The sequence below is a fragment of the Methylomonas koyamae genome, from assembly GCF_001644025.1.
Classification (GTDB): domain Bacteria; phylum Pseudomonadota; class Gammaproteobacteria; order Methylococcales; family Methylomonadaceae; genus Methylomonas; species Methylomonas koyamae_A.
Map to the genome: position 1 here is coordinate 76255 of NZ_LUUK01000078.1, position 25761 is coordinate 102015.

General features: G+C 59.7%; 19 protein-coding genes. 11 read left to right on the top strand and 8 right to left on the bottom strand.

The features are described from left to right. Positions 1–86 precede the first annotated feature (86 nt). The 4 genes from A1355_RS07105 to A1355_RS07120 are packed head-to-tail and all read left to right on the top strand — an operon-like array spanning position 87 to position 5994. Entirely contained in the window at positions 87–1421 is a 1335-nt protein-coding gene (locus A1355_RS07105; RefSeq protein WP_064026416.1) for a TolC family protein, read from the top strand. Beyond that, positions 1421–2578, top strand: a complete 1158-nt coding sequence (locus tag A1355_RS07110) for an efflux RND transporter periplasmic adaptor subunit (protein ID WP_064026417.1) — start codon at positions 1421–1423, stop codon at positions 2576–2578. Before A1355_RS07105 ends, A1355_RS07110 begins: the two co-directional genes overlap by 1 nt. Positions 2579–2590: 12 nt before the next feature. Beyond that, a complete protein-coding gene (locus tag A1355_RS07115) occupies positions 2591–5659 on the top strand; it encodes an efflux RND transporter permease subunit (protein ID WP_064026418.1) in 3069 nt (1022 codons plus the stop codon). Positions 5660–5667: 8 nt separating this feature from the next. Next, positions 5668–5994: a P-II family nitrogen regulator gene (locus A1355_RS07120; RefSeq protein WP_064026420.1), complete on the top strand. Its 327-nt coding sequence runs from the start codon at positions 5668–5670 to the stop codon at positions 5992–5994. A 39-nt stretch (positions 5995–6033) separates the two neighbouring features. On the opposite strand, the gene A1355_RS07125 is transcribed toward A1355_RS07120, so the two are convergent. The 4 genes from A1355_RS07125 to A1355_RS07140 form a co-directional block, all read right to left on the bottom strand. After that, positions 6034–7878 carry a bifunctional metallophosphatase/5'-nucleotidase gene (locus A1355_RS07125; protein ID WP_064026422.1) on the bottom strand — a complete coding sequence of 615 codons (1845 nt, stop codon included), beginning with the start codon at positions 7876–7878 and terminating at the stop codon, positions 6034–6036. Positions 7879–7892: 14 nt separating this feature from the next. After that, on the bottom strand, positions 7893–8459 hold the full coding sequence (locus tag A1355_RS07130) for a hypothetical protein (RefSeq protein WP_064026424.1): 567 nt from the start codon (positions 8457–8459) through the stop codon (positions 7893–7895). 283 nt (positions 8460–8742) lie between these two features. Beyond that, a complete protein-coding gene (speD, locus tag A1355_RS07135; protein ID WP_217631711.1) occupies positions 8743–9549 on the bottom strand; it encodes an adenosylmethionine decarboxylase in 807 nt (268 codons plus the stop codon). Continuing rightward, positions 9527–9946, bottom strand: a complete 420-nt coding sequence (locus tag A1355_RS07140; RefSeq protein WP_064026428.1) for an OsmC family protein — start codon at positions 9944–9946, stop codon at positions 9527–9529. The genes speD and A1355_RS07140 overlap by 23 nt, the downstream gene beginning before the upstream one ends. Before the next feature lie 129 nt (positions 9947–10075). On the opposite strand from A1355_RS07140, the gene crp reads away from it, so the two are divergent. After that, positions 10076–10729 (top strand): cAMP-activated global transcriptional regulator CRP, encoded by a 654-nt coding sequence (gene crp / locus A1355_RS07145; protein ID WP_064026430.1) that lies wholly within the window; start codon positions 10076–10078, stop codon positions 10727–10729. 54 nt (positions 10730–10783) lie between these two features. On the opposite strand, the gene A1355_RS07150 is transcribed toward crp, so the two are convergent. After that, positions 10784–11566 (bottom strand): dienelactone hydrolase family protein, encoded by a 783-nt coding sequence (locus tag A1355_RS07150; protein WP_064026432.1) that lies wholly within the window; start codon positions 11564–11566, stop codon positions 10784–10786. Between the two features lie 111 nt (positions 11567–11677). Between A1355_RS07150 and A1355_RS07155 the strand changes: the two genes are divergently transcribed. Both A1355_RS07155 and A1355_RS07160 read left to right on the top strand, forming a co-directional pair. Continuing rightward, positions 11678–12871, top strand: coding sequence for an MFS transporter (locus A1355_RS07155; protein ID WP_064026515.1), 1194 nt, complete (start codon positions 11678–11680; stop codon positions 12869–12871). Between the two features lie 130 nt (positions 12872–13001). After that, the gene (locus A1355_RS07160; RefSeq protein ID WP_064026434.1) at positions 13002–15257 is read left to right on the top strand and encodes a PAS domain S-box protein; all 2256 of its coding nucleotides are present in this window, start codon (positions 13002–13004) and stop codon (positions 15255–15257) included. Here the strand turns inward: A1355_RS07160 and A1355_RS07165 are convergent. Further along, complete coding sequence (locus A1355_RS07165) at positions 15218–16174, bottom strand: peptidoglycan DD-metalloendopeptidase family protein (protein WP_082885409.1); 957 nt, start codon at positions 16172–16174, stop codon at positions 15218–15220. The two genes, A1355_RS07160 and A1355_RS07165, sit on opposite strands and share 40 nt — an antisense overlap. Before the next feature lie 8 nt (positions 16175–16182). Then, positions 16183–16527 (bottom strand): outer membrane protein assembly factor BamE domain-containing protein, encoded by a 345-nt coding sequence (gene bamE / locus A1355_RS07170; protein ID WP_064026436.1) that lies wholly within the window; start codon positions 16525–16527, stop codon positions 16183–16185. Between the two features lie 105 nt (positions 16528–16632). Here bamE and A1355_RS07175 point away from each other — a divergent pair, with 105 nt between their 5' ends. Together A1355_RS07175 and A1355_RS07180 are read left to right on the top strand one after the other, a co-directional pair. Then, a complete protein-coding gene (locus A1355_RS07175) occupies positions 16633–18246 on the top strand; it encodes a protein adenylyltransferase SelO (RefSeq protein WP_064026438.1) in 1614 nt (537 codons plus the stop codon). Positions 18247–18332: 86 nt separating this feature from the next. After that, positions 18333–20783, top strand: a complete 2451-nt coding sequence (locus A1355_RS07180; protein WP_064026440.1) for a retention module-containing protein — start codon at positions 18333–18335, stop codon at positions 20781–20783. Between the two features lie 65 nt (positions 20784–20848). Here the strand turns inward: A1355_RS07180 and A1355_RS25650 are convergent, their stop codons facing one another. Continuing rightward, positions 20849–21490 (bottom strand): hypothetical protein, encoded by a 642-nt coding sequence (locus A1355_RS25650; protein ID WP_064026442.1) that lies wholly within the window; start codon positions 21488–21490, stop codon positions 20849–20851. A 262-nt stretch (positions 21491–21752) separates the two neighbouring features. Here A1355_RS25650 and aceE point away from each other — a divergent pair, with 262 nt between their 5' ends. Both aceE and aceF read left to right on the top strand, forming a co-directional pair. Beyond that, on the top strand, positions 21753–24425 hold the full coding sequence (aceE, locus tag A1355_RS07190; RefSeq protein WP_064026522.1) for a pyruvate dehydrogenase (acetyl-transferring), homodimeric type: 2673 nt from the start codon (positions 21753–21755) through the stop codon (positions 24423–24425). 25 nt (positions 24426–24450) lie between these two features. Next, entirely contained in the window at positions 24451–25752 is a 1302-nt protein-coding gene (aceF, locus tag A1355_RS07195; protein ID WP_064026445.1) for a dihydrolipoyllysine-residue acetyltransferase, read from the top strand. Positions 25753–25761: the final 9 nt, after the last annotated feature.

Sequence of the window (25761 nt, forward strand, 5' to 3'; positions counted from 1 at the left end):
TAACCCCGACTCGGTAATGGCAAAGCTCTTGCTAAACTGAATCTGCTCCGGCGCGGCCGGAGGTTTAATCAATCACGGCGAAATTGATGCGAAAACGATTCCAGCAACTCTGTTGCCTCCTGGCGCTGCTCGGCGGGCAGTCGGCGTGGGCGCAAACTCGCGCGCTGACCGCCGAACAGGCCTTGGCGCTGTTCTTTCAGCGCAATCTGGATTTGATCGCCGCCCAATACAACATCGATCAGGCCCGCGCCCAGGAAGTCATCGCCGGCGCCATCCCCAATCCGGATTTCAATTTCCAGTTGTCCGAGATCGGCGACAATCCCAACATGGGCTCGGCGGCGCGCGGCTGCAATCACAATCCGTCGGTCTCTTGCGGGCCCGCCGAATACTTTTCGTTCAGCCAGTTGATTGAGATGGCCGGCAAACGCGGTTTGCGCATCGAAAGCAGCGGCTTCGCGACGCAAGCCGCGGAAGCCGATCTGCGCGATGCAGTGCGTATCTTTAGCAATATGGTGCTGGACGCCTACTTCGATCTGTTGCTGGCCCAAAAAAACCGCTGGCTAGCCCAGGAAGCCGTCTCCCATTATCGGGACATCGCGGTGGCCAACAAGCTGCGCCTAAACAGCGGAGACATCGCCGAAGCGGATTTTTTACGGGTCAAAATGGAAGCCACCCGCGCCGAAGCGGATCTGGACGCGGCCGAAGCGGCGGTGCGTCAGGCCCAAACCTCGCTGGCGCAAGTTCTGCGTTGGCCGGAGCCGGACTGGCAATTCGAGGCCACCGAAGTCTGGCCGGCGCTCAACGACATCGGCCAGCACGGCGATGAAACCGCATTGCTCGACCAAGCCTTGCGTCAGCGGCCGGATTTGCAGGCCGACCGGCGCCGCGCCGAGCAAGCGCAAAAGGAGCTGGAATTGGCCCGCCGCTTGAAATACCCGGACGTCACGGTTAACGCCGGTTACGCCCGCGACCCCAGCAACAACGCGCTCAACTCGTTTTTCGTCGGCGTCAGCGTGCCGGTACCGGTGTTTTATCAGTACCAGGGCGAAGCCGACAAGGCGACGGTCGGTTTGAATCAAGCGCAATTGGCGGTCGAACAAACCGAACTGGCGATTCGTAGCGACGTGGCCAATGCGCTGGCCACCTGGCGCAGCGCCGATAAAATCGCCCAACGCTACGAAAACGGCTTGCTGACCGATGCCCAAACCGTGCGAGACAGCGCCGAACTGGCTTTCAAAAAAGGCGCGACCGGAGTGTTGGATTTTATCGAGGCGCAACGCAGTTACAAAACCGCGATGCGCGACTACTTCGCGGCCGTCGTCGGTCGTGCCAACGCCTATTACGACTTGGCCAAAGCCGTCGGCGACGAAACCCCGCTCGGCCATCCGGCCGCCGATTCAAATTCCATTCCCAAGCCCTGATGACCACCGTGTTTAAACGCCATTTTAACGTCCCGATTCGGACCGCGCTGCTGGCGGGCTTGCTGGCGCTGGCCGCGTGCAACGAAGCCGCCGATAAAACCCCGCCGCCCCCAGCCGCCAAAACGCCGGGCGAGGTGGTGTTGCAAGCCGATTCGCCGAAAAAAACCTACGTCAAGATTCGCGAAGTGGCCTACAGCCGGCCGCCGACGATGGAGCCTCTGGCCGGCAAGATCGCCTACGACGAAAACCTGACCTCGCGGATTAGCTCGCCGGTCGCCGGCCGGGTAGTCGGCCAAGCTCTGGCCTTGGGCAGCCAAGTCGCCGCCGGGTCGACGCTGTTGGAATTGCACAGCCCCGATGTCGCCGACGCCGAAGCCGATTTCGCCAAGGCTCAGGCCGAATCGACGCTGGCCAACCGGGCCTATCAGCGCCAGCGCGAGCTCTACGAAGGCAAGGTCGTCGCCCGCAAGGACTTCGAGCAAGCCGAGGACGATTTGCAGCGGGCGCGCAGCGAACTGCAACGCACCGAAACCCGCTTGAAAAATCTGCATCTGGCCGGTCGCCAAGCCAACGGCCGGTTTGCGTTGAAATCGCCGTTGGCCGGCAGCGTCGTCGAGCGTAACGTCAATCCCGGTCAGGAAGTCGGCCCGGACACCGACCGTCCATTGTTCGTGGTGTCCGACTTGAGCCGGCTGAGCGCGGTGCTGGAGGTGTTCGAGATCCATCTGAGCAAGATCAAGGTCGGTCAGCAAGTCAGCGTCGAAGTGCCCGCCTATCCGGGCGAACGTTTTCCGGCCGTGGTGCGCTATATCGGCCAACTACTGGATGAAAACAGCCGCAGCGTGCAAGTCCGTTGCGAGCTAGCCAATCCGGACGGCCGCCTGCTGCCGGGCATGTACGCCAGCGTGACTCTGGAAAGCGACCCATCTCAACAGGCGATCGTGATTCCGCTGACGGCGGTATTTACCGAGGCCGAATCCGATTACGTATTCGTCGCGACCGGGGAAAATCGTTTCAAGCAAAAGCCGATCAAAATCGGCCTGCGCCTGAAAGACCAAGGCGTCGTTCTGGAAGGCTTACAGCCCGGCGAGCGCCTAGTCACCGAAGGCGCCCTGGTGCTGCGCGCCGAGGAAGATGCCGACACTCAGGCCAATTGACCGGGATAGCTCATGATCGCGCGCATCATCGCTTTTTGTTTGCAGCAACGCTTGATGGCGATCGGCATGACGCTGGCCGTCGCCGTATCCGGCATCATTGCCTTCGAAAAACTGCCGGTTCAGGCCTTTCCCGACGTGCAGAACGTGTTCGTCCAAGTCGTTACCCAGTATCCCGGCCAGGCGCCGGAAGAGGTCGAAAAGTTGGTCACGCTGCCGATCGAACGGGAAATGAACGGTCTGCCGCATCTGCTGAACATGCGCTCGGTGTCGATCTTCGGCTTGTCGGTGGTGACGTTAACCTTCGACGACGACGCCGAGGATTACTTTTCGCGCCAGCAAGTACTGGAGCGCCTGCACAATGCCGACATTCCGGACGAGGTCAAACCGCAGTTGGGGCCTCTGTCGACCGGCGTCGGCGAGATTTACCGCTACGTGATCGACGCCAAACATCTGCCGTTGACCGAGCAGCGCGCGTTGCAGGACTGGGTGATCGAACCTAAGTTGCGCACCGTGCAGGGTGTGGCCGACGTGATTTCCTACGGCGGCGGCGTCAAGGAATACAAGGTGCTGGTCAAACCCGATCGACTGAAGAATTACCAACTCGATCTGAACCAAGTGTATGCGGCGATCGCCGCCAATAACACCAACACCGGCGGCGGCTATATCGAGGACGGCGACGAAGCCTTGGTAGTGCGGGGTGTCGGCTTGTTGAAGTCGGCCGACGAAATCGGCGATATCGTCGTCGCCAGCCACGACGGCGTGCCGGTGCGGGTCAAGGACATCGCCGAAATCGCGGTCGGCCCGCAACCACGCACCGGCATCGTGGCGATGAATCAGCGCGACGACATCGTCGAAGGCATCGTGCTGTTGATCAAGGGCCGCGACGCGGTGGAAGTGGTCAATGGCGTCAAGGACAAGATCGCCGAACTGAACCAGTTCGGCCTGCCGCCCGGTGTCAAAATCACGCCGATTTACGACCGCACCGAGCTGGTCGGCCATACCGTGCATACCGTCGAACACAATATGATCGAAGGCGCGGCATTGATTCTGGTGATCCTGCTGGTGTTTTTGCGCCGCTTCCTGGCGGCCTTGCTGGTCACCTTGATCATTCCGCTGTCCTTACTGTTCGCGTTTATTCTGGTCGATGCCGGCGGCGTCTCGGCCAACCTGATTTCGTTGGGCGCGATCGATTTCGGCATTATCGTCGACAGCGCGGTAGTGCTGGTGGAAGCGGTGATGGTGCAAATTACCCTGGATTTGCAGCGCAAGGCCGACATGCGCCATCTGCGCCAGTCGTTGCTGAACACCGCCACCGAGATGGGCCGGCCCATCCTGTTTTCCAAGGCCATTATCATCATCGCCTTTTTGCCGATCTTCACGTTCCAGCGCGTCGAAGCCAAAATCTTTTCGCCAATGGCCTACACGCTGAGCTTCGCATTGGTGGCGTCGATGCTGTTCAGCCTGACCTTCGTGCCGGCAATGCTGACCTATTTGCTCGGGCCGAACATCGGCGAGCGCCACAATCCGTTGGTACACGCGATGGAACGCCACTACCGGCGCCTGCTGGAATGGGTGTTGCGCCACGCCAAAATCGTGTTTACGGCGGCGGTCGCGGCGCTGGTGTTGAGTTTCATGACCGTCCGGCTGATCGGTACCGAATTCATGCCCAAACTGGACGAGGGCAACATCTGGCTGACCATCACTCTGCCGACGCCGGTGTCGCTGACCACCGCCAAGGACATCGAACGGCGGGTGCGCGCCAAGCTGGAAACCTTTAGCGAAGCGAAAATGGTGCTGACCCAGTTGGGCCGGCCCGAAGACGGTACCGATCCGAAAGGCTTCAATAACTTGGAAGCGTTAATCGATCTAAACCCGAAATCGACTTGGCGTTACCATTCCAAGGACGAACTGGTGCAGGCGATGGATAAGGCCTTGGCGGTTTATCCCGGCCTGATGACCAACTTCTCCCAGGTAATTCAGGATAACGTCGAGGAGGCGATTTCCGGCGTCAAGGGCGAAATCGCTATCAAGGTGTTCGGCAGTGATTTGAAAACCTTGCAAGACCAAGCCGATCAAATTACCCAAATCCTGGCCTCGATCCGCGGCGCCACCGACGTGGCCGCCGAGCAGCAAGCCGGCTTGGCGCAAGCCATCGTCGAGATCGACCGCGCCAAGATTTCCCGTTACGGCATCAACGTCACCGATGTGGAACGGGTGATGGAAATCGGCATGGGCGGCAAGGCGGCTTCCCAGTTTCTGGAAGGCGAACGGCGTTTCGACATCACGCTACGCTATCAGGAGAACGCCCGCAATTCGATCGCCAGCCTGGAGAATTTGCTGGTCAGCTCGCCGGACGGCTTAAAAATTCCGTTGGCGCAACTGGCGACGATCAAGGTCAATCAGGGCGCGTCGCGCATCAGCCGCGAGGACAACATGCGGCGGATCGCAATCAAATGTAACCTGATCGACCGCGACCAGGGCAGCTTCGTCGCGGAGGCTCAGCAAAAAGTCGCGGCGCAAGTGGCCTTGCCGCCCGGCTATCATATCGTCTGGAGCGGCCAGTTCGAAAACCAGCAACGGGCGATGAAACGCCTGGCCATCATTGTTCCGATCAGTCTGGGATTGATCTTCGTCTTGCTGTTCTGGGCCTTTATGTCGGTCAGAAACGCATTGTTGATCGTGATGAACGTACCGTTCGCGATGATCGGCGGTTTATTGATCCTGCTGGCGACCGGCATCAATTTAAGCGTGTCGGCGGCGGTCGGCTTTATCGCCTTATTCGGCATCGCGGTACAAAACGGCGTGATTCTGGTATCGCAGTTGAACAAATTGCGCCGCGAGGGTCAGTCGCTGCACGATGCGATCGTCAACGGCTCGGTCAGTCGCTTGCGGCCGGTGGTCATGACCGCGCTGATGGCGATGCTGGGTTTGCTGCCGGCGGCTTTGTCCACCAGCGTCGGCTCGGAAACCGCCAAACCGTTCGCGGTGGTGATTATCGGCGGTTTGGCGACCGCCACCGTTCTGACATTGACCTTACTACCGGCCCTGTACCGTTATTTTTCCGAAGCCGACGAGCCCTAGGACTGCCCATGAAAGAGATACGCGCCTACATCCAACCGCATAAACTCAATCCCTTGACGTTGGCGTTGTTGGAGATTCCCGGCTTTCCCGGCATGTCGGTGATGGATTGCGAAGGCTTCGGCCGGGAACGGACCGAACATATTCAGGACTACAAACCGTTCTTGCCCAAGAAGCGTATCGAGATTTTCGCGCCGGACGCACTGGCGGAACGGATTTTTACCACGGTGATGCGCGTGGCCCACAGCGGCCACCACGGCGACGGCAAGGTGTATATGCTCGATGTCCACAAGGGCGGACGAATCAGCTCCGGCGAGCGCGGCGAGGATTTGGCGTAAAAGGGCCGGTCGGCGTCTAGTCCGACCGACCCCAGCGTTTTAAGGCAGTTTGACGGTGCGCGGCGCGTGTAGCGTCGCGGCGCTTGGATCGTAGGCCGGATGCGGTGGCAGATAGCGGCCCAGGTAGGAGATCAGCGCGTCGATGTCCTGCGCGCCGCCTAGCATGTCGCCGCCCTGGGTGAACACGCTATAGTTGTCGCCGCCGGTCGCCATGAAGTTGTTGACCGTGACCCGGTAGGTTTGGCTGGGGTTGATCACCGCGCCGTCGCTGACAATCAGGTCGGTAGCGGTCGGGTTGCCGCCGGCGTCGTAAACGCTCAGCGATACATTGCGCACCTTCGCGCAAGCCGGCGCGGACTCGCTCCATTCCTGATGCAAGCCGTTGGAGATTTGCAGGATGCGTTGCGAGCTTTGATTGTTCTTGGTCACGCCGTCGGACAACAAACAACCGCCGCCGATGAATTGCTGCTCCAGCACATCTTTTAATTGCGCGGCGGTCAAGGTCAGCGTCACCAAACTATTGCCGAACGGCTGCACCGTAAACGCTTCGCCGTAGCTGACGTCGTGCGGATAGCCGGCGGCAGTGAAGCCCGGATTACGCACGCCGCCGGGGTTCATCAGCGCAAACTGGGCGCCGCCGAATGCCGCCGCCGAGGTGGCTTGCCATTGCGCATCGGCGATCAAATCGCCGGCCGCCATTTCGCCGGCGCTGTTCGCCGAGTTGGTAGCCGGGCCGGTGATCGTGCCTATCGTACGGGCCGCCAGCGGTGCCACCAACGCGGCATAACCATCGACGATGCCTTTAATTTCGGCGTCGGCCGCATAATTGGCGTCCGTCCTGTCCACAGTGATGTTGCGCGCGTCGACCGCAACGACATCGCCGGTGGCGTGGTTGATAGTCAGGTCGATGTCGGTCAGCACCCGGCCGAACGAGCTGGCCTGGGTCACCGGTATAGCCCGGCCGGCCTTGTTGGGCAACTGGCAGATGAAACCGGTGTGGGTGTGGCCGGAAATCACCATGTCCACCGCGTTGTTCAGTTGGGCGACGATGCCTTTGACCGGCGACGTGGTCGGGTCTTGCAAGGCCGCCGAACAGTCGTTGATGAAATTCGGCGCCGCGCTGCCTTGCGAGCCGCCTTGATGCAGCAGCACGACGATGGCTTCGACGCCCTGCGCGCGCAATTTCGGTACCAAGCTGTTGACGGTGGCGGCTTCGTCCTTGAACGCCAAACCGGCGACGCCGGCCGGCGTGACGATGGTCGGAGTTTCCTTCAAGGTCAAACCGATGAAGCCGACCTTGAGTTTGCCGCCGACGGTATTGAAGCTTTTGATGGCGTAAGCCGGAAACACGGTCTTGCCGTTCGCGGTGTTAACCACGTTGGCGGCCAGAAACTTGAATTTTGCGCCTTCGAACGGTACCGGCGTGCCGACTTCCGCGCCCTTGCAGGTGTTGCTGTCGGTCGGATGGCAGCCGCCGGCCTGCATCCGCAGCAACTCGTCCTTGCCTTCGTCGAACTCGTGGTTGCCGACCGCGTTGAACTCCAAGCCCAGGCGGTTCATCGTTTCTATCGTACCTTCGTCGTGAAAAAAGGCCGAGATCAATGGGCTGGCACCGATCAGGTCGCCAGCCGACACGACGACGCTATTCGGATTCTCCGCTTTCAACGCATCGACGTAAGCAGCCAGCATGTCGACGCCGCCGGCCGGCTTGCTGACGATCGCGGTGCCGGAGCCGCCGGCCTGCACGCCGAAATTGCCCGGCGATTGCAGATTGCCGTGGAAGTCGTTGAATGCGACGATCTTAACGGTGCTGGTGGCGGCTTGCGCGCAACCCAGCGTCGCTAACGCGATGCCGATACCGGCGATCAATTGTTTGTTTCTCATGGCGATTCTCCCAATCAAGCCGAACGGCGCCGTGCCGCGGCAGCCAACAAGCCGCTACCGGACAGCATCAGCCATGCTCCGGCGGGCAACGGAACCGCCGTCAGAGCGACGCCGCCCAGGGTGGCGTTGAAGGGCAACCCCTCCGCATCCAGCGCGGACACCGCCAACAGGCCGGTGATATGGTGGCTGCCGGCGCCGAGCTGAAACAAGCCCCGGCTGAAATTGGTTTGACTCCAGGCCGTATCGAAATCGATCACGCTCGGCGTAGCGCCATCCCGATAATTATTGATGCCGGCACTAGTAAAGGCCAAGCTGATACCGTTATCGAAAACCTGGAAACTATCGCCGGAAAAGCCGGCGTCCACGACTTTCAGAATCGCCGGAGCGCTCAACGTGAAATCGAATGCGATGGCCGAGCCGTCGTCGGCAATCCAGCTGAGCGGATCGATGCCGGATTCGGCGGAAAAATCATCGACAACGAACTCGCTCCAACTGCCGTCGACGGCTAAAGCGACCGTTTGGGCCTGAGCCGGTAGCGCGAATGCCAGCGCCACGGCCGCGAAAAATCTTGGTTTGAACATAAGTCTGTACCCCATTTGAAAGATGCCGTTGAAGGGGCAGGGACGATTCCGTCCCAGCCACCGCTGGGCATTACAAACCGGGAATATGAAAAGCCGATGACGCTAGCGCGACAATTGCGTGGCAAGCGCGCAAACGCCTAGCCGAGGGGGATGATGCGTGGAGTGGGTAGATGGGCGGGGAAACCGGTGATCGAGCCTTGAAAACCGGCAACCGGCTATGCGGAAGGCTATCGAGCGATGCCGCCGGAATCGACGGCATCGATGCTATCAAGTCAGTAATGGCTTACGAAAAATTGCGGCCGTAGAAGATTTCGGCCATTTCTTCCTGGAGCATTTCCTGGATTTCTTCCTGCTCCTCGTCGCTGAAATTACTTTCCTTTTCGAACAGGTAATTTTCCAGTTCGGTTTCCTTCAGCATCATCTTAGTATGGAAGATGTTCTCCTGATAGACGTTGACGTCGATCATTTGATACAGCTCCTTGGTGCTTTCGGCGATGTAGTTTTGAATCGAGTTGATCTTGTGGTCGATATAGATCTTCTGGCCGGTCACGTCGCGGGTGAAACCGCGCACCCGGTAATCCATGATGACGATGTCGGACTCGAAGCTATGTATTAGATAATTCAAGGCTTTCAACGGCGAAATTTGTCCGCAGGTGGATACGTCGATGTCGGCCCGAAACGTGCAAATATCGGTATCCGGATGACTTTCCGGATAGGTGTGCACGGTGATGTGGCTCTTGTCCAAATGCGCCAAAATCGTGTCGGGCAACGGGCCCGGCGACTCGGAATTCATGCCGGCCGGGATCACCGCGCCCTCGGAAATCAACATCGTTACGCTGGCGCCTTGCGGGTCGTAATCCTGATGAGCGATGTTCAAAATCTGCGCGCCGATGATGTTGGCCACATCCTTCAAAATTTGGGTCAGGCGTTTGGCGTTGTAAGCTTCGTCGATGTATTCGATGTACGCTTTTTCTTGCTCCTTGGGCGCGTAGCAAACGTCGTAAATGTTGAAGCTCAACGATTTGGTCAGGTTGTTAAACCCGTGTAATTGTAATTTGCTCAACCGCTTAACCCTCGATAACTTCGAAATCGTGACTGATTTCCACGCCGGCCTTGCCCAGCATGATGGATGCCGAACAATATTTTTCGGCGGACAGTTTCACCGCCCGCTCCACCGCCGATGCCGGCAGATTTTTCCCGGTCACCTTGAAATGCAGGTGGATTTTGGTAAACACCGCCGGCACGGCGTCGGCGCGTTCGGCGGTCAATTCGGCACTGCAATGCACGATGTCGTGGCGGCCTTTCTGCAGGATGTCGACCACGTCGAACGACGAGCAGCCGCCCACGCCCATCAGCAGCATTTCCATCGGACGCACGCCCAAATTCCGACCGCCGTGGTCGGGCGGACCGTCCATCACCACCGTGTGTCCGCTGCCGGACTCGCCGACGAACAATCTGCCGTCGACCCATTTAATCGTTGCTTGCATCCTCTAACCCAAGTCGAAACCAAAATTGACGCGGATTTTACAACGAACCCGTCAAATGTCTTGATTTTTTTCCGAAACTCCTGCACCTTGATAAGGTAGCCAAATCAGTTCACAGAATTATTACAAATTATGAGCTTCGTTAAACAAAACAAGATCTCGCCATCCGCTCTCGAAGCCTTTTTGCGCTTCTGCCATGTCCGGACCTATCCGGCCAAAATCACGATCGTCCGCCCCGGCGACGTCGGCGACAAGTTGTTGTTTGTGGTCGACGGCTCGGTCAGCGTCAGCGTCGAAGACGAAGAAGGCCGGGAACTGATTCTGGCTTATTTGAACAAGCACGATTTCGTAGGCGAAATCGGCGTGTTCAAAAATGCCGAAACCCGTAGCGTGTTGGTGAAAACCCGCACCAAGTGCCAGATGGCGGAGATCGGTTACGAGCGTTTCAAGCAATTGCTGAACGCCGATTTGCGCGATCAGGCCGTCGAAATTCTGACCGTGCTCGGCGAGCAACTCTCCACCCGTTTGCTGATTACCAGCCGCAAATACCGCGACTTGGCCTTCATGGACGTCGAGGGACGTATCGCCCGGACCTTACTGGATCTGTGCAAGGAGCCGGACGCGATCACCCACCCGGACGGCATGCAATTGCACATCACCCGTCAGGAAATCGGTCGTATCGTCGGCTGCTCCAGGGAAATGGCCGGCCGGGTATTGAAGGAGCTGGAAGATAAAGGCTTGATCACCGCCCACGGCAAAACCATCGTCGTGTTCGGCACCCGCTAAGTCCATCCTACGTCCACCATCGGCGCGGCCGCTCCACCGGAACGGCCGCCTAGATCATTTAAATAGCGAATCGAACAGTTCTTGCATCGCCGTCCAGGATAGCCGGTCGGCTTCCGCGTCGTAAGCCACGTCCAACTGGTTGGCCTTGCCGAGACGGTCGGCATCCGGATTGGTAAAACCGTGTTTGACGCCCGGATAATTGACGACGCGATAATCCGCCTTGGCCAGCGCCATTTCCTTTTCGAAGTCCGCGATGCTTTGCGGCGTCACGAAGCCGTCGGCCGCGCCGTTCAACACCAACACCTTAGCCTTGACACTGCCGGGTTTGGCCGGAGTATCGGTCACCAGATTGCCGTGAAAGCTGACCACGGCCGCCAATTCGACGCCTTGCCGCGCCATGTTCAACACAGTCGATCCGCCGAAACAGTAGCCGATCGCGGCAATCTTGCCGACATCGACGTTGGGTTGCTCACGCAAGAATTGCAAGGCCGCCAGAAAACGTTGCTTGGCGATGTCGGCCCGTTCCAGCACCGATTTCATGAAGGCCGACGCTTCGGCGGCGTGTTCGCTGGACTTCCCGTCCCCGTACATATCCACCGCCAACGCGGTATAGCCCAGCTCGGCCAGCATTTTGGCGCGCTGGCGGGCGTAGTCGTTCAAGCCCCACCATTCGTGGACGACCAGCACGCCCGGCTGCTTGAGGCCCTTGGCGTCGTCCCAGGCCAGATAGCCGCGCAGCCGAGTATCGCCGGCGCTGTATTCGACGGTCTGCTCGCGCAACGCGGCTTGCGCGCCGCTCGCGATTAACAGGCTTAACACTAGCCAAATGGGTTTCATGATGTCCTCCTAGTTGCAAAAATGATCGGACCGGCTTTTTATCGCAATCTGTGGTGAAATGCCACCGAAATCGGCGCCGCCGGCGCCCCAGTGCCCCAACCGATCAACAAAATGAACCCATCGAAACCCATCGCCGTTTGGCGGCAAATCCCTGGCGGCGTGTGGGCGCTGGGCTTCGTCAGTCTGTTGATGGACATTTCCTCGGAAATGATTCACAGCCTGCTACCGTTGTTCATGGTCGGCACGCTGGGCGCCAGCACGTTGAGCGTCGGCTTGATCGAAGGCGCAGCCGAAGCCACCGCGCTGATCGTCAAGGTCTTTTCCGGCGTCGCCAGCGATTACCTGGGTAAGCGCAAAAGTCTGGCGTTGATCGGTTACAGTCTGGGCGCGCTGACCAAGCCGCTGTTCGCCATTGCCGCCAGTAGCGGCATGGTGCTGACCGCCCGCTTGTTGGACAGAGTCGGCAAAGGCATACGCGGCGCGCCACGCGATGCGCTGGTGGCCGATCTGGCGCCGGCCGGAATTCGCGGCGCGGCCTTCGGCTTGCGGCAGTCACTGGATAATATCGGCGCGTTTCTGGGCCCATTGTTGGCGGTGGCCTTGATGCTGTGGTGGGACAATGACTTTCGGGCGGTGTTTTGGGTGGCGGTCATTCCGGGCGGCTTGGCGGTACTGATGCTGCTGCTCGGCGTCAAGGAACCCAAGCATCTGGTCAAGGCCAGGCACGGCAATCCAATCCGCCGCGCCAATCTGCGCCGCTTGGGCAAGACCTATTGGCGGGTCGTGACCATCGGCGCGGTGTTCACATTGGCGCGCTTCAGCGAGGCTTTCCTGGTACTCAGGGCGCAACAGGGGGGCATAGCCTTAGCGCTGGTACCGCTGGTGATGGTGGCGATGAATATCGTGTACTCGGCAACCGCCTATCCGTTTGGAAAATTGTCGGACCGGATTTCGCCGGCGCGCTTACTGAGCTGGGGCTTGCTGGTGCTGATCGGCGCGGACCTGGTGTTGGCCAGCAGCGCCGATTGGCGGGCGACGCTGGCCGGCGTCGGTTTATGGGGCGTTCACATGGGGATGACCCAAGGTCTGCTCGCCAAACTGGTAGCGGACACCGCGCCGGCCGATTTACGCGGCACCGGTTTCGGCTTTTTCAATCTGATCTCAGGCCTGGCAATGCTGGCGGCCAGTGTCTTGGCCGGCTGGCTGTGGGATAGCCACGGCGCGGCGCTGACTTTCGTGGCCGGCGCGATCTTCTCCGCCGCCGCCTGGCTGATGCTGCGACTCGATCGTCGCACGCGTCATTGAAAAGGCCGGGAGTATTCCGCTCGACACGGCGGGCAAGCGATCGCCCTCTTTCCAAAGCCGGACGTAAAGTGTAAGTTAACACTTACAAGCGACGGCGTTCGACCGTCGTATCGCCAGTTCGAGGCCGTCCGTGAATTTCGCTCCCATCCCCGCTCTGCAACACTCTCGCAAATGGCAGGTCTGGCTGCTGGCCGTGGTACTGGCGCTGCTGCTGACCGAAACCATCGTCGCCGCGATGAGCTGGTTGTTGCGCGGCGTAATCACCTGGGATTATTTGCTGACCGGCTTGGTCGCCTCGCTGATCGTCGCGTCGCTGGTGTCGGGCATCACGGTGTTGCTCCTCGAGAAAATGGCTTCGCTAGACCGCAACATTTTGCAACTGAACACGATCATCGACGCCCTGCCGATACCGATCGCCTTGTTCGACGCCGATCGCCGGATATTACGCCTGAATCCGGCCTTCAGCAACGCGTTCGGCTACCTGGCGGCCGATCTTCCCGATGTCGAAACCTGGCGCCGCAAAGCCTATCCGGACAGCGACTATCGCTATTGGGTAACCGACGAATGGCAGCGCCGGCTGAATTGCGAGCCGCCCCGCTTCGAACCGCTGGAACTCAAGGTTTTTTGCAAGAACGGCATAACCAAAAACGTGGTCGTCACCGTAACGCCGTTGGGGCCGCTCTGCGACCACCTCCACTTGGTAGTGCTGTACGACGTGTCGGAGCGGGTCGAGGCGATGAATGCGCTGGCCGAGTCGCGCAACTTGTTGCAACTGGTGATCGAAACCATCCCGTTGCGCGTATTCTGGAAGGACCGAGCTTCCCGTTATCTGGGCTGCAATGCTTTGTTCGCCGAGGACAGCGGCGCGCCGGACGTGGCGACCGTGATCGGCAAGGTCGACACTCAATTGGCGTGGTACCGGCAAGCGGAGCTCTACCGGCGCGACGACCGTTGGGTCATTGAGTCCGGTCAAGCGAAACTGGCTTACGAAGAACCACAAATCACGTCCGATCACGGCGAATGTGTGCTGCGCACATCGAAAGCGCCGTTACGTAACCGACGCGGCGAAACCATCGGCGTGCTGGGCGTTTACGACGACATCACCGAATTCAAGCAAATCGAATCCGAGCTGTGGTTTACCCGAGCCATGGTCGATAAAAGCAAGACCGCGTTCTACTGGCTGGACGAAAACGGCCGTATCACCTATATCAACGATTACGCCTGCGAAACGCTGGGTTACAGCCGCGCCGAATTGTTGGGCATGTTCCCCTGGCAGTTCAACCTCGATTTGAGCGAGGCGGACTGGCCGATGTTGTGGCAACGTCTACAAGCCGAGGAAATCGTCGTGCTGGAGAGCCGGCACCGCCGCAAGGACGGTACGCTGGTGCCGGTCGAAGTGACCGGACATTACATCCGTTACGGCGATCGTTCGCTGATGTTTGCATTCGCGCAAAATATTAGCGAACGCAAACAAGCCGAAACCCAGTTACGCATCGCCGCCACCGCATTCGAGTCCCAAGAAGGCATGGCCATCACCGATGCCGACGCGGTGATCCTGAAAATCAATCTGTCGTTTAGCGAAATGACCGGCTACACCCCGGCCGACGCGGTCGGCCGCAACCTTAACCTGTTGCATTCGGATATTCACGACGGCCGCTTTTACGACGAAGTATGGAGCGGCTTGCGCCGTAACGGCGTCTGGCAGGGCGAACTGTGGAATCGGCACAAGAACGGCACGGTATTTCCAGTCTGGCAAACCATGACCGCGGTGCGAGGCGCGGACGGCGCCATCACCCATTTTGTCGCGGCGATGACCGACATCAGCGAGCGCAAGGCCATCGAAGACCACGTCCACCATTTGGCCCACCACGACCCGCTAACCGATCTGCCCAATCGCATCCTGCTCAGCGACCGCTTGCGTCAGGCGCTGGCGCAAGCCAGACGCGAGCAAACCCGGCTCGCCTTGATATATCTGGACCTGGACCAGTTCAAACCGGTCAACGACAGTTACGGTCACGACATCGGCGATTTGCTGTTGCAAGACGTGGCCTGCCGGCTACGGGCCTGCGTCCGCCGCGAATCCGATACGGTATCCCGGCTGGGGGGCGACGAATTCGTGGTTCTGCTGCCACAAATCGACGGCGAGCGCGATGTGGTGGCGATTTCCGAAAAGATTTTGGAAGCCTTGAACCGACCGTTTTCGCTCGAGCAATACGCGGTGAATATTTCGACCAGCTTGGGCATCGCGATTTATCCCAATCACGGAGCCGACGTCAAAACTTTAATGAAGCACGCCGACCAAGCGATGTACCAAGCCAAATGCGCCGGCAAGGGCTGTTATCGGTTCTACGGCGACTCGGCCGCGACGCCGGCCGGAGACGGCTGATCGCCCAGCCACCGGCCCAATTCCGGCGTAAAGCGCCGACCTTGCGCGTCGACAAAACGGAACGGCACCGACACCAACGCCATGCCGCGATTGACCTGCACCGCGAAGTGCAGGTGGGGACCGGTGGTAAGGCCGGTATTTCCCGAAAACCCGATCAATTGTCCGGCCGCGACCCGCTCGCCAGCCTTGACGAGGGCTTTTTCCAACGCAAGATGGGCATAGACCGCCATCGTGCCGTCGTCATGGCCGATGCGAATAGTGTTGGCTTTGCCGGCATAGGCGGGTTCGGTGCCGTTGCCGTCGAAATCGTTTTCGACATCCAGCACGACGCCGGCGCGCGCCGCATGCACCGGAGTATCGACCGGCATCATGATGTCCACCGCGTAGCGATTCTGGTCGTCGGTATGGCTGTATTCCCCGCCGAAGCCTTGGGTGATTTGAAAGCGGCTTCCCAATGCCAACGGCGGGCGGTAATCAGGGTCCCCCGGCGCTTCGGCCAGCGGCTGGCCGAGCACATAGCGATATTGCAAACCGTAGTGCCATCGGCCGGCGCCGGGAACGGCGCCAACCGCGAACAGCGGCGCGGACAGACCGGGACCGACAACGAAACGGCTCGGCAGCGCTGGCTGGGCCTCGACGTTTTCGCCGTCCCGCCAGTCGATCTCGACTTCAATCGGTCCCGGATAGGTGTTGCGAACCGCGAAGGTCGCGCGTCGGTCGTCGCCGGATTTTTCCAGCCACACTCTCTGAGCGACGGCCGGCTTCATTTGCCGAATCTCGACCGGACCGGCGTCCGGCGGCGCCTGGTCGCTGTAATGCCAGAGGCCCTGGGGATCGCGGTATTTGTAAAGTTTTTTGGCGTCGGCGCCGCCGCAAATCAGCACCAGCACCATCGCCAAGCCGCCGCGCGCCGACACGCCGCGAACTACTTCCGGGTAGAGCTGAACGTGTAGGATTTGACGACGCCCTGGTTATCGAAGCGAATCAGCAAATCCTGAGTGTCGTCGCCGCCGAACAGCGAATATTTGTAGATGCCGTAGGTCCAAGTCGGCCGGCCGTCTTCCATGCCGGTACGCCAGGGCGTGCCGAACAGTTCGGTGATGTCCTGTTTGCGGGTTTGACCGACTTTGATTTCCGGTACTCTGGACGCGGCGAATTCCTGACCGACCGTGACGCAACCGCTCAACGGCAGCGCCGACAGGCTGGAAAGCATCAGGGCCGAACCCAGGGAAACAGCCCGCAAGCTGAATATTTTCGCGATATTTCTCATAAGCATTGCCTGATAGGGAAATTGATTGATATAAGTAGCGGAACGCCGCGTATCTTAGCCGGTTCGCGCAACGATTCGTAATTTTTAGCCCGTGAGTCGATTACCATGCCAGCCTCAGCCGATAGCCTCCCCCTCGATAGCCTGCGCTTCGACAACCGATTCGTCCGCGAGTTGCCGGGCGACCCGGAACCCGACAATTTTCGCCGCCAAGTGTATGCGGCCTGTTATTCGAAAGTCACACCCAGCAGGGTCAAGAACCCGCGACTAGTGGCCTACGCCGCTGACCTGGCCGAGGAACTGGGCATTGCCGAGGAGGTCTGTCGCTCCGACGACTTTTGCCAAGTCTTCGCCGGCAACCGGCTGGCGGACGGGATGGAGCCGTTCGCGATGGGATACGGCGGTCACCAGTTCGGGCATTGGGCCGGACAACTGGGCGACGGCCGCGCCATCAATCTCGGCGAAGTGATCTGCCCGGACGGCTCGCGGCAAACCCTGCAATTGAAGGGCGCCGGCCTGACGCCGTATTCGCGTAGCGCCGACGGCCTGGCGGTATTGCGCTCGTCGATTCGGGAATTTTTATGCAGCGAGGCGATGCACCACCTCGGCGTGCCGACCACCCGCGCGCTCAGCGTCGTGTTGACCGGCGAAACCGTGGTGCGCGACATGTTTTACGACGGCAATCCGCAATTGGAACCGGGCGCGATTGTGTGCCGGGTCGCGCCGTCCTTCGTCCGTTTCGGCAACTTCCAATTATTCACCGCCCGCGACGACCTGGAGTCGCTGAAAGCCTTGGTGGACTACACGATACGCAACGACTTTCCGGAATTGGGCGAACCGTGTACCGCCGTTTACCTGCAATGGTTCGCCGAAGTCTGCCGGAAAACCGCCGATATGGTGGTGCATTGGCAACGGGTCGGCTTCGTCCACGGCGTGATGAATACCGACAACATGTCGATTCTGGGCTTGACCATCGATTACGGCCCCTACGGCTGGCTGGAAAACTACGATCCGGACTGGACGCCCAACACCACCGATGCCCAAGGCCGCCGCTACCGTTACGGCAACCAACCCAAAATCGCCTATTGGAATCTGGTGCAACTGGCCAACGCCTTGTATCCGCTGGTTAAGCGCGCCGAGGGTTTGCAGCAGGCCCTGCAAAGCTTTACCGACACCTTCGACCGGCAATGGCAGGCGACGCTGGCCGCCAAACTCGGCCTGTCGGCATTCGATGCCGATGCCGGCGACGAGGCCCTGACCCATCGCGTGTTGAAGTTGTTGCAGAATGCCGAAACCGACATGACGCTGTTCTTCCGGCAACTGGCCGATGTCGATATCGCCGGATCGGCCGACGAGCAAGCCAATGCCGAATTTATCGAGCTGTTGCAACGAAACAGTTACGAGACCTTGAGCGAAGCCGTCGTCGAAATGGCCGAGCGCTGGTTCGGCGATTATCGGAAAAGGCTGTTAAGCGACGGCCTGCCGCAAAGCGAGCGCCGCGAAATCATGAATCGGGTCAATCCCAAATACGTGTTGCGCAATTATTTGGCCCAACAAGCCATCGATCTGGCCGAACAAGGCGATTTCAGCCTGGTTTGGGAGTTGCTGGATTTATTGCGCGCGCCGTATGCCGAGCAACCCGAGCGCGATCGGTTCGCCGCGAAGCGGCCGGATTGGGCCAAGGAACGCGCCGGTTGTTCGATGCTCTCGTGTAGTTCGTAATTTTCGGCGTCGTGACACTGGCGCGTAACCCGACATGGCTTATCATTGTCGCTTGATTTTTCGCTGAGGCATTCAAAGGAGCTCTCATGGCCGTAGGAACCGTTACTGTTGTCACCGGCACCGTTACCGCGCTTTCCGCCGACGGCGGCCGGCGCATACTGCAGGTGGGCGACCGCATCGACGCGACGGACATCTTGGAGACCGCCGACGGCGCCAGCCTGGTGGTTGCATTGGATGGCGGCGGCAGTCTGGACATGGGCGGTAACGACCGGATGGCGCTTGGCGACGCGTTGCCGGACGGTGGCGATATAACCGCCAACGGCCAGGCGCAAGCCAGCGGCCCTAGCGTGGAAGACATTCAGGCCGCGTTGTTGGCCGGCCAAGATCCGACCAAGGTTGCCGATCCCACCGCGGCCGGCGCACCGGCGGCCGGCGGCGGACCCGGCGGCGGCAATGAAGGCCACGGCATCGTCAGCATCGATTATTTAAATCCCGTCGCGCCGGTCAACAACGGCTTCGATACGATAGGCCCGGTCGTGGCGTTCAACGACATCGCCCCGCAAGTCCTGCTACTCGATCCGCGCCGCCTGCCTGCAACCGCGGACGGCGGGCTCAACCAACCGCCGATCGCGGTCGACGACGGCTCGAGCGGATTGCCGGCCGGCACGCCGGTCACCTTGGACGTGCTCGGCAACGATAGCGACCCGGACGGCAGCCTGGACCCGACCAGCGTGCAAATCGTCGGCACCGCCGCGCCCGGACAGTCACTAACGGTGGCCGGGGAGGGCGTGTGGAGTGTGGACCCCGTCAGCGGTGCGATCACGTTTACCCCCGCCGCCGACTTCGTCGGCGATCCGAGCCCGATCCAATATACCGTCGCGGACAATCTCGGCCTACGTTCCGATCCAGCCACGGTCAGTATCGACTACAACCTACCTCCGGCGGCCGGCGACGACGGCATCTCCGGCCTAGTTCCCGGCAACGCCGCGACATTAACCGTATTGAGCAACGACAGCGACCCGGACGGTAGCGTCGATCCGACCAGTATTCAGATTGTCGGCACGTCGGCGCCGGGCCAAGCGCTAGTGGTCGCGGGCCAGGGCACCTGGAGCATCGACCTCGGGTCCGGCACCATCACGTTTACGCCGATCGCCGGCTTCGTGGGCGATCCGACCCCGATTCAATACACCATCGCCGATAATCTGGGTTTGCGTTCGGAGCCGGCCACGGTCAGCGTCGATTACGCCCCGGCGGTCACCGCGCTCGATTCGGCCGTCGACGAAAGCGACGCCGACCGATCCGTGACAGCAGCATTGACGATAGACGGCGCGGCGCCGGCTTCGGTCACGTTGGCCGCCGTCGGCGCCACTTGGAACCCGGCGACGCAGACATTGACCGATGATGGCGGCCATTACACCGTGAAGGTCGAAAACGGCACCTATCAATTTACACTGCTGCAACCGCTGACCCACACCGGCAGCGGCAACCCGCTGGCATTCGACATCTCGGCAAGCTTGACCGCCGCCGATGGCAGTAGCGCGAATACCGACTTTACCGTAACGGTCTACGACGACGGCCCCACCGTGACCAATGCCAACGGTCAACTGAAAGATTCCGTCGGCGAAGCGTTAACGCAGTTGATCGATTACGACTTGGGATTCGACGGCTTGGGCAGTGTTACGCTGAACCTGCCCGCAATTTCCGCTAACGGCGCGCCCTGGCAATTGACGTCGGACGCCGACGCGGTCAGCTTCGCGGTTGCCGACACCAACGGGGACGGCTTGGACGAACTCTACGCCTTCATCGACAAAGGCCCTCAGGGATTGGATGCCAGCGACCGGATGGTGTTTACGTTGACGCCGACGCAAAACGGCTCCGCAATCGGCGATTACACGCTAACGCTCTACCAAGTACTGGATCTGCCCCCGGCCGATAGCGTGACGCTCGGCTTCGGCACCACCAGCACCGGGCCCGCCGGACAAGTGGCGGTCGGCAATTCTCTGCTGGTGACGGGCAGCGACCTTAATGTCGCCAACGGTCACATCGGGATAGGCAACGCCAGCCTGGACAAGGGCGAATCGATTACCTACCAGTTCGGAACGGTCGATAACTTCGATGTATCCGTCAAACAATTGGTGAATTCGGTACAGTTGCAGGAATTCAACACCAATAGCGGCGCCGATGCGTTTCGCTGGACCGCCTATCGCGACGGCGCCGTGGTCGGTAGTAAGACTGTGAGTTTTACCGCGACAGCCGGCGGCGATTACGCGCCGGCGATCACCGTGGACGGCGGTTACGATACGCTGAAGATTCAGGTGATCTCCGGCGGTTTCGAGGTTGGCGGTCTGAAATACCTGAATTTGCCCAACACCCAGCAGCTCGATTTGAAATTCGGTTTTACCGCGACCGATGGCGACGGCGACAGCGTGACCGGCAGCTTTACCGTCGACACCGGGGCCTTGCTGACGACACAATTGCAAACCCCGGCCAGCGTATTGGAACACCCCGATAGCTTGCACGCGCTGTCCACGCCGTAAAATCGAAATCTCCAGACATAAAAAAACCGGCTCGCGCCGGTTTTTTTATTGCTGACAGCGTAACGCTAAATCAAATGCCGGCGTCCGCCAAGGCCCAACACACCGAGCAAGCCGGTCGTAAACAGCCAAGTCGCGGCCGGCAGCGGCACCGCGGCCACCGAATAGGTCAGCGTCGCTTGCAAGGATGGCGGAAATTGGTCGGACAAGCCGCTGTTGAACAAATCCAGATCGACCCCATCGGACAAGGTCAATCGAATCACGACCCGACCGTCCTGAGTCCAGTTAACGATGTCGTCGCCGCTAATATCGAAACTTCTGGTCCAACGTACCCAGGAAATGTCGCCGCCCTCGGCGCCCAATTCGGTGGCCGTGCCGTAGCCGGTTTGCGGCCGCGCATCCCAATCGTAAAGATAGTAATCGTCGCCGGGGACGTAGCTGTCGAGCACGACGGCGTTGACCGATTCGTTGGCGGCGTCGATCGTGTAATCGCCGGTGGCGCTGATCGTGAACACGCCATCAATGAAGGTGGCGATGACGGCTTCTGGAATTTCGAAGTCGAAGGTTCTGGCGGTATTGCTCGGCGAGAAGACTTCAGAAGTGTAGGTAACCTGGTTGGGCGGGGTGTAGGCAACCGTGGTGGCATTCGCGTGAGAAGCGGCGAAGGCCATTCCCAGCAAGGCGAAGAGTTTGGATAACGTGGTCTGCATAAGGACTTACCCATGACTAAAAAGGATGGTCCAATTCTACGCGATCCGCGCCGAGCAGGCCACTGGACGAACGGGAAACTCGTCTCTTTACGATACGGAATGTTCGGTATCGGTCCGCAAGCGGCAAGCCGCCGCCGATTACGATTTTTCGATCGCGGCGCAAAGCCAACAAATTGGCCGAAAGCCTCCCAAAAAAACATGCTTGAGCCGACCATTTCGGGTATCCTTTTTAAGCTCATCCCACGTTATTCCAGGTTCCGAAATGACCAACAATACCGACATTGCCGGCAAACACGATATCGATCCCGCAGAAACTCAGGAATGGATGGAGGCGTTACAGGCGGTCATCGAAAAGGAAGGCAGCGACCGCGCCAGTTACCTGATCGAAACCCTGCTTGAAACCGCCAGGCAATCCGGTCTGGATATACCCTTCTCCGCCAACACCCCCTACATCAACACGATCCCGGTCGATAAGCAGCCGAAGTATCCCGGCAACACCGATATCGAACGCACCGTCCGCTCCTACGTGCGCTGGAACGCGATGATGATGGTGTTGCGCGCCAACAAATACACCAATGTCGGCGGCCATATCGCCAGCTTCGCGTCGGCGATCACCCTGTACGACGTCGGCCAAAACCATTTCTGGAACGCCGCTTCGGACAAACACGGCGGCGACCTGATTTTCTCGCAAGGCCATTCGGCGCCAGGGACCTACGCCCACGCCTTCTTGCTGGGGCGCTTGAGCGAGGCGCAAATGGACAATTTCCGCCAGGAAGTCGGCGGCAACGGCTTGTCGTCCTATCCGCATCCTTGGCTGATGCCGGAATTCTGGCAATTTCCGACCGTGTCGATGGGCCTGGGGCCGATCATGGCGATTTACCAAGCCCGCTTCATGCGCTACATGCAGGATCGCGGCATGACCAATACCGACGGACGCAAAGTGTGGGCCTTCCTCGGCGACGGCGAGACCGACGAGCCGGAAACCCTGGGTGCGATCGGCATGGCCGGCCGCGAAAAACTGGATAACCTGATTTTCGTCGTCAACTGCAACCTGCAACGTCTGGATGGCCCGGTACGCGGCAACGGCAAGATCATTCAGGAACTGGAAGGCAACTTCCGCGGCGCCAACTGGAACGTCATTAAAGTCATCTGGGGCCGGCGCTGGGACGCCATCCTGGCGCGCGACAAGGACGGCTTGGTGGTCAAACGCATGATGGAATGCGTCGACGGCGACTACCAGACTTTCAAATCCAAGGACGGCGCCTATGTCCGGGAGAAGTTCTTCAATACGCCGGAACTCAAGGAACTGGTCAAGGATTACACCGACCGCGATATCTGGGAACTGAATCGCGGCGGTCACGACCCGATCAAGGTCTTCGCGGCCTACAACGCGGCGGCCAACCACCAAGGCCAGCCGACCGTGATTCTGGCCAAAACCATCAAAGGTTACGGCATGGGCGATTCCGGTCAGGCGCAAAACACCAGCCATCAACAAAAGAAAATGAGTCTGGAGTCGATCAAAGCCATCCGCGACCGCTACCAATTGCCGATTAGCGACGAAGAACTACCCAATTTGCCCTACATCCGCTTCGCGGAAGATTCCGAAGAACTCAAATATTTGCGGCAACGCCGCGTCGATCTGGGCGGCTATTTGCCCGCGCGGCGCCCTAAATCCTATCCTCTGGAAATTCCGGCTCTGCCGGCCTTCAAAGCCCTGCTGGAAGGCACCGGCGAAGGTCACGAGATTTCGACCACGATGGCCTTCGTCCGTATCCTCAACATCCTGGTCAAGGACAAGCAAATCGGCAAGCGGGTCGTGCCCATCGTCCCCGACGAATCGCGTACCTTCGGCATGGAAGGCATGTTCCGCCAGCTCGGCATCTGGTCCCAGGTCGGCCAGCTCTACACGCCGCAAGACGCCGAACAACTGATGTTCTACAAGGAAGACAAGCACGGCCAAGTGTTGCAGGAAGGCATCAACGAAGCCGGCGGTCTGTGCGACTGGATCGCGGCCGGTACCGCCTATTCGACCCACGGCGTGCCGATGATTCCGTTCTTCATTTACTACTCGATGTTCGGTTTCCAACGCGTCGCCGATTTGATCTGGGCCGCCGCCGACCAACGTACCCGCGGCTTCCTGCTAGGCGGCACCGCCGGTCGCACCACCTTGAACGGCGAAGGCTTGCAGCATGAAGACGGCCACAGCCATTTGATGGCGGCCACCGTGCCGAACTGCTATTCCTACGATCCGACCTTCGCCTGCGAACTGGCCGTGATCGTCCACGACGGCTTGCGCCGCATGTACGTCGAACAGGAAGACATTTTCTACTACATCACCTTGATGAACGAAAACTACGATCAACCCGCGTTGGTCGAAGGTTCGGAAGCCGATATTCTGAAGGGCATGTATTTGTTCAAGAAAGGCCCGAACAGCAAAAAGCCGCGCGTGCAGCTGCTGGGTTCCGGCACGATCTTTATCGAGGTCATCGAAGCCGCCGGATTACTCCACGACGATTGGGGCGTCGATGCCGACTTGTGGAGTTGCCCCAGTTTCACCGAACTGGCGCGCGACGGCCAAAGCTGCGAGCGCTGGAATCGACTGCATCCCACAGAAAAGCCGCGTACCACGCATATCGAACATTGCCTGGGCGGCGCCAAAGGCCCTATCGTCGCCGCGACCGACTATATGCGCGCCTTTGCCGAACAAATTCGGCCTTGGGTCAAACAACCTTACACGGTCTTGGGTACCGACGGCTTCGGCCGGTCCGACACCCGCGCCAATTTGCGCAGTTTCTTCGAGGTGGACCGCTACCACGTGGCCGTCGCCGCGCTGCACGCGCTGGCCCAAGGTGGCGAGTTCGACGCCGCGAAAGTCGAGGTGGCCATCGCCAAATACAATATCAATCCCAACGTCACCGCGCCCTGGTTGATTTAACGGCTGATTTAACGGAAAGCGACACATGAGTTCTTTAATCGAAGTAAAAGTCCCCGACGTCGGCAACGTGCCGGAAATCGACATCGTTGAGGTATTGGTCCAGCCCGGCGACGTCGTCGCCATCGAGCAAACCCTGGCGGTCATGGAAACCGACAAGGCGACCATGGACCTGCCATCCAGCGCAGCCGGCATCATCAAGGCCGTGCATATCAAGCCGGGCGACAAAGTCGCCGAAGGCAGCCTGATCGCCACCGTCGAAGTCGGCGAAGCCGCTGCCGCGCCGGCGGTTGCCGAGGCCGCGCCCGCGCCGACCCCAGCAGCGGAACCCGCCGAAGCCGTTCCCGCTCCGGTTGCCGACGCGCCCAAACCCGAAGCGGCTAAACCGGCGCCAGCGCCTGCCGCTCCGGTCGTTGCCAACGAAGGCTTCAAGCCTCACGCCACGCCCAGCGTGCGCTTGTTTGCCCGCGAACTCGGCGTCGATTTGAGCAAAATTCCCGCCGGTAGCGGCCGCAAGGGACGTATCCTACAAGACGACGTGAAAAACTTCGTCAAGCAAGTGATGACCTCGGCGCCGGCGACAACCGGCGGTGCCGGCATACCAGCAATTCCGGCCGTCGATTTCAGCCAGTTCGGCGAAATCGAGGAAAAACCGTTGAGCAAAATCAAACGCCTGACCGGCCAAAACCTAACCCGCGTCTGGCTCAACTTGCCGCTGGTGACTTACCATGATGAAGTTTCTATCGACGAGATGGAAGAATTCCGCAAATCCGTCAACGCCGGCCAAGGCAAGGACGGCGTCAAGCTGACCGGCCTGGTGTTCATCATGAAGGCGCTGGTCGCGGCGATGCAAAAGTATCCGGCGTTCAACAGTTCCTTGTCCCCGGAAGGCGACAAGCTGTACTTCAAGAAATATTTCCATATCGGCATCGCCGTCGATACCCCGAACGGTTTGGTGGTGCCGGTGATAAGGGACGTCGACAAGAAAGGCATTTTCCAACTGTCGACCGAGTTGGCCGAAATGAGCGAACTGGCCAGACTCGGCAAGTTGAAACCCGCCGACATGCAGGGCGGTTGCATGACCATTTCCAGCCTGGGCGGCATCGGCGGCACCGCGTTCACACCCATCGTCAACGCCCCGGAAGTCGCGATCCTGGGCGTGACTCGTTCCAAGGTGCAACCGGTCTGGAACGGCAAGGAGTTCGAACCGAAACTGATGCTACCGCTGGACATCACCTACGACCACCGCGTCATCGACGGCGCCGAGGGTGCGCGCTTCATGGAAGCGTTGAAGGCCAATTTGGCGGATATAAGGCGGTTATTGTTGTAATCAATTGTG